Source organism: Microcoleus sp. (genome assembly GCF_049646505.1).
Taxonomy (GTDB): Bacteria; Cyanobacteriota; Cyanobacteriia; order Cyanobacteriales; family Microcoleaceae; genus Microcoleus.
Genome location: NZ_JBARVX010000284.1, coordinates 1 through 4,510, shown reverse-complemented (window position 1 = coordinate 4,510; position 4,510 = coordinate 1). Strand labels below are relative to the sequence as shown.

Below are 4,510 nucleotides of genomic sequence, written 5' to 3'. Positions count from 1 at the left end.
CCCCAAAAAAGATGCAACTGTAGAGAAGATTCAAACCACGATATTCATCAGTTATCCCCGAAAAACAAATCTATTAGACATCTCCCATAATTATTGTGGAACAGGCATCATGCCTGTTCTTCAGAGGCTTTTTGGGAGATGTCTATTAGCTATCTTCCTCTGTTGTTTGCTGGCGGCGTTTCCGAAAAATACCAGTCATATTGATTCCTGTTACCAGCAGCAAAATCGCACCAATACCAACAAAAAACACATAGATTGGCATCAAAAAATCTCCCAAATATTCTCCTTGGTGGATATTCAAAAAAACTTCTCCTACCTCTTTCGGCATCTTAAACCAACTTCTGCCAACTCGGTAGATTACACCTGTGACTGTACTCACGGCTAAAGGCAAGACAATAATCGGTGTAGCAATACGGTGAACCTTACGAAAATCAAGTTTAGCACCTGGTATTTCAGGGCGTGCGCCACCCAAAAATTTGGTCATCGTCAAACCAGTGACTATCAGCCCAATCACTCCCAAAGCCAGCAAAAGCACATAAAATGGTCTGAGTTCCTTTCCGAGATAGCTTCCTTGGTGAATATTCATAAAAATCTTGGCAGCATCACCTTCTATGCCCAACAAATCTTCTCCCAGCCGATAGGCAACTCCCGTTATGGCTGTTAATAGTAAAGGGATGAAAATAATCGGTGCAACTTGGCGGTGAAGTTTGCGAAAGTTAGCGCTAGCCATCTATTGATTATCCTATTTTTTAGATATTTTGTTGTTAAAAAATCAGATATTATTAAATGCACGGGCAGGCAGAAACCGGGTTTTTTTGGAAAAATATTTCATTGTCACCTGCAGATTCGGTAAACAACCCGGTTTCTTTGCTCAAAGTGGCTAATTAATGTTGCAAAGCAACAGTTTTAGTGCAAGTATTACCATTATGAAAAAATGAAATCAGCCTGGTTGATATTTCCAGCATTAACTCCTTTCAAGACTGCCAAATATTGACCAGTATTTGCTAGCTGTATCAGAGTATCTCCAGCATAAATTCCAGTTCCTTGAGTGATATTAATGTTAGACATTCCTAAGCCATCTTCCAGCTCAAGTATGTCTGCGCCTTTTTGAAAGTCCGTGATGATATCAGCGAGATCGAGAATATTTGTAGCCGATCGCCATTCTAGCTCAAATAGATCCGAACCCATACCGCCGGTCAGAATATCTTTACCCCTCCCTCCATCGAGAATATCATTTCCTGCACCGCCATCAAGGGTATCTTGACCCTTGCCACCTTCTAGTTCATCATTGCCATTGTTGCCGCTCAGAATATCATTGCCCCTGCGTCCTTCTAAAGAAACATTATTTCCAGGAATTCCTGTTAAGATGTCGCTACCATTTGTACCTTCAATTTCAATCTGATAAAAATTATCGCCCCTTTCGTATCCCTGAAAAATTATGGGAAAATTGCCCGTAAAGGGGCTAGAAGTGGAAGAAGTTACAGGTTGACCTATCGAAAAATTTGTCTCGTAACCAAATTCGCCACTTTCGCCAAATTCGCCACTTTCACCAAATTCGCCAAATTCGCCACTTTCACCAAATTCGCCACTTTCACCAAATTCGCCAAATTCGCCAAATTCGCCACTGTTACTGATTGAGAGTTGGTATCTCTCCGATGACGCTATATTTACATCGATCGAATTATCTTTGGTTAGATATGACTGTCCGATGCTTGTCCAAATTTTAGTTTCGTTACTCATTGTCAGATTCTTGTTGTTTAACTTATCTATAGCAATCCTAAATGATTTTCTTGTACCTGTAGGGACTAAGGCTAAGCCGTGTCCTAGACACGGCATCTTGAGTGTCCCGGAGGATGGATTTTGGGGAAATCACATTTATCTTCGCCGCCTGGATAATGATTTAGGATTGCTATATTTGGTCAGTTAGCTAAAACCCTAGGGTCTATTTGTAAAGCTGCATCCCAGGCTGTGCAGACAGATAGCGCACAATTTTGCAGTTAATCGTCCCCCCAAGGCTCCCTGTTTTGGGGAGAGCGGATGTTAATTACTGAGCCGTTCGAGCGAGTAACAGAAAAAGCATCGAATTCATCGTCGTCCATCTCGCCAACAACTCTGATTGTTTCACCTCTTGATACATTAATATTGCGCCACGAGCGGGGGCCAGCATCGACTCTAATTCCACCGCTACCGTCGTCGATAATCCACTCATTTTCATCAGCTTCTCCAAAACCGATTACTTTTCCAGAGATGGTAGTTGGTGTTCTCGGTCGCAAATCGCGGATTCGAGTTATAGCTTGTGCAAAGGCAGAACTGGCCGCTACTGAAAGAATCGTTGTAACTGCGAGCAAACTAAAAATATTTTTCCGTTTCATGAGTTGTTATTTCCTGGCAATCAGTGCTATAGTAATCCTAAATAATTTTCTTGTACCTGTAGGGACTAAGGCCGAGCCGTGTCCTGGACACGGCATCTTGAGTGTCCAGAAGGATGGATTTTGGGGAAATCACATTTAGGTTCGCCGCCCGTGATAATGATTTAGGATTGCTATATTAGGATTGTGACAAATAAAAGTAAAGAACTCGGAAAGACATAAAATTTATTTAAACGCCTCTATGACTTCCTCAACCTAAACATCAGCCCATTTTCGGAGCAAATTAGCAATGCTTTTGGATAGCAAGTCAAACTCCGCTGTCTTTCCTGACTTCTGAGAAAGCGTATCGCGAACCGTATCCAAATCAAAGAGGATTTCTCGATTGTGAGCATCCCGAACTAAACTCTGCACCCAAGTCACCGCCGCTAGTCTTTCACCTTCGGTGACTGGTTCCACACGATGTAAAGTTGTAGTAGGATAAACAACCATCGAGCCAGCATCAAGTTTAAAAGCTTGTTCGCCTTGGGCACTTTCAATCACTAATTCCCCGCCCGTGTAAGTTGCAGGATCGCTGAGAAATAGAGTGAGAGACAAATCCGATCGCGTAAGTTTTTCATCTCCCATAATCGCATTGTCAATATGTGTCCCGTAGTACATCCCTCCGTGATAGCGACTAAACATAATGGGACGCATGGCTTTGGGGCGCGCCGCTATTTGGAATAAAGAATTGCGTTTTAGTGCTTGATTGACTAATTTTCTGAGTTCCTGAGTTGGAGCCGCATCATTTTTGAGTTGAGAATTATTTTTTACTTGTCGGGCGTACCAACCTGCTGTTAACTTCCCATCGACAAATTCAGCATCTTTTAGGCGATCGACAATTAATCCTAATTCCTCTGAAGTCAGAATATTGGCCATACAGATAATCATTTGGGACACTCCTACAGGTTGCTAATGGACTCGCATTGTAGCAATAAGGTAATGTCTGTGCAAACAATTTTTAGATATTTTGGGTTCTTTCCGAGTTCTTTACTTTTTTCTGGGATAGTAGTAATACCAAATCCTGCCTTTTTATCTCCTCTATGATTCGGCGGTTGAAACCGCTCCTTGTCAAACGAAGTCCGCCTCCGCGGACTAAGAAATAAAGGGGATTTTTAACCCGGATTTGGTATAATCACCCAGAATAAGGCTTTTTGAAAGATGCAAAGTAAAACTAAGATTTGGATCGGCGTTGGAGCTTGTGTTTTAACTTCTGTAGCTGCTAGTGCGATCGCATCCCAGAATGATAGCAGTGTCAATCGATTTTCCCCTATTTTTCTTTCAAGTAATGCTGCTAATTCATCGACGAGCAACAGCAAGCCCGTTGAACCGATCGTCTTAATGATTAGCAGTGGTTACGAACAAGGGGAAACAGGGGAAATAGGGGAAATAGGGGAAATAGGGGAAATAGGGGAAATAGGAGAAATTGGAGAAATTGGAGAAATTGGAGAAATTGGAGAAATTGGAGAATCCGGGGAGAGTTAAGGTTTTCTATTAATATAAACTTTTAAGCTACTGAGGAAAATTTTACTTGAAAACAGCTACCTACTCCTAGCTGACTGGTAACGCTAATTTCTCCTCGGTGGCTTTGGACAATTGCTTGGGCGATCGCCAATCCCATCCCCAAACCCCCTGCGCGGCGATTTCTGGCTCGATCTGCTCTCCAAAATCTGTCGAAAACAAACTTAACATCTTCTGAAGCAATGCCGATGCCAGTATCCTCTACACTAACAATTGTCGATCGGTTCTTTCTGCTCAGAGAAACAGTTACAATTCCGCCCGCTGGTGTGTAATGAATTGCGTTTCCAATCAAGTTGCAAAACAAACGAGTGAGCTGTGCGGCATCTCCCATTACAGACGTATCAATGGCTAAATTAGACTTGAGAATAATTTGCTTTTCTTGAGCTTGCAGTTCCCACAAATCTAGCAAATCCTCTAATAGTTCGTCTAGCGGAACCGCTATCCACTCGCGGACGATCGTGGCTGCTGGTGCATCCATTCTAGTTAATAAAAGTAAGTCTTCAACTAACTGAGTCATCTGTTTAGTAGCAGAGTCGATCGCCGCCATTTTCTTAACATCTGCTGCATGAATTCTCTCAGGATGA

Annotated in this window: 6 protein-coding genes; 1 reads left to right on the top strand and 5 read right to left on the bottom strand. The window is 42.4% G+C overall.

The genetic code is table 11. The annotated features are described in order from the left end of the window. Positions 1-145 precede the first annotated feature (145 nt). The 4 genes from WBA89_RS15250 to WBA89_RS15235 form a co-directional block, all read right to left on the bottom strand. On the bottom strand, positions 146-730 hold the full coding sequence (locus WBA89_RS15250; protein WP_424407801.1) for a PepSY domain-containing protein: 585 nt from the start codon (positions 728-730) through the stop codon (positions 146-148). A 194-nt stretch (positions 731-924) separates the two neighbouring features. Further along, a complete protein-coding gene (locus WBA89_RS15245; RefSeq protein ID WP_424407799.1) occupies positions 925-1,740 on the bottom strand; it encodes a calcium-binding protein in 816 nt (271 codons plus the stop codon). A gap of 257 nt (positions 1,741-1,997) precedes the next feature. Next, complete coding sequence (locus WBA89_RS15240) at positions 1,998-2,372, bottom strand: NirD/YgiW/YdeI family stress tolerance protein (protein WP_424407797.1); 375 nt, start codon at positions 2,370-2,372, stop codon at positions 1,998-2,000. 252 nt (positions 2,373-2,624) lie between these two features. Continuing rightward, positions 2,625-3,284, bottom strand: a complete 660-nt coding sequence (locus WBA89_RS15235) for a Fe2+-dependent dioxygenase (protein ID WP_424407795.1) — start codon at positions 3,282-3,284, stop codon at positions 2,625-2,627. Between the two features lie 282 nt (positions 3,285-3,566). On the opposite strand from WBA89_RS15235, the gene WBA89_RS15230 reads away from it, so the two are divergent. Beyond that, a complete protein-coding gene (locus WBA89_RS15230) occupies positions 3,567-3,890 on the top strand; it encodes a hypothetical protein (protein ID WP_424407793.1) in 324 nt (107 codons plus the stop codon). 22 nt (positions 3,891-3,912) lie between these two features. Here the strand turns inward: WBA89_RS15230 and WBA89_RS15225 are convergent. Further along, a partial coding sequence (locus WBA89_RS15225; RefSeq protein ID WP_424407791.1) for a sensor histidine kinase occupies positions 3,913-4,510 on the bottom strand: 598 nt, incomplete at its 5' end.

Bases quoted from the DNA above. Each gene is read 5' to 3' on its own strand.
- WBA89_RS15250 (WP_424407801.1), bottom strand. From the start codon at position 730: ATGGCTAGCGCTAACTTTCGCAAACTTCACCGCCAAGTTGCACCGATT.
- WBA89_RS15245 (WP_424407799.1), bottom strand. From the start codon at position 1,740: ATGAGTAACGAAACTAAAATTTGGACAAGCATCGGACAGTCATATCTA.
- WBA89_RS15240 (WP_424407797.1), bottom strand. From the start codon at position 2,372: ATGAAACGGAAAAATATTTTTAGTTTGCTCGCAGTTACAACGATTCTT.
- WBA89_RS15235 (WP_424407795.1), bottom strand. From the start codon at position 3,284: ATGGCCAATATTCTGACTTCAGAGGAATTAGGATTAATTGTCGATCGC.
- WBA89_RS15230 (WP_424407793.1), top strand. From the start codon at position 3,567: ATGCAAAGTAAAACTAAGATTTGGATCGGCGTTGGAGCTTGTGTTTTA.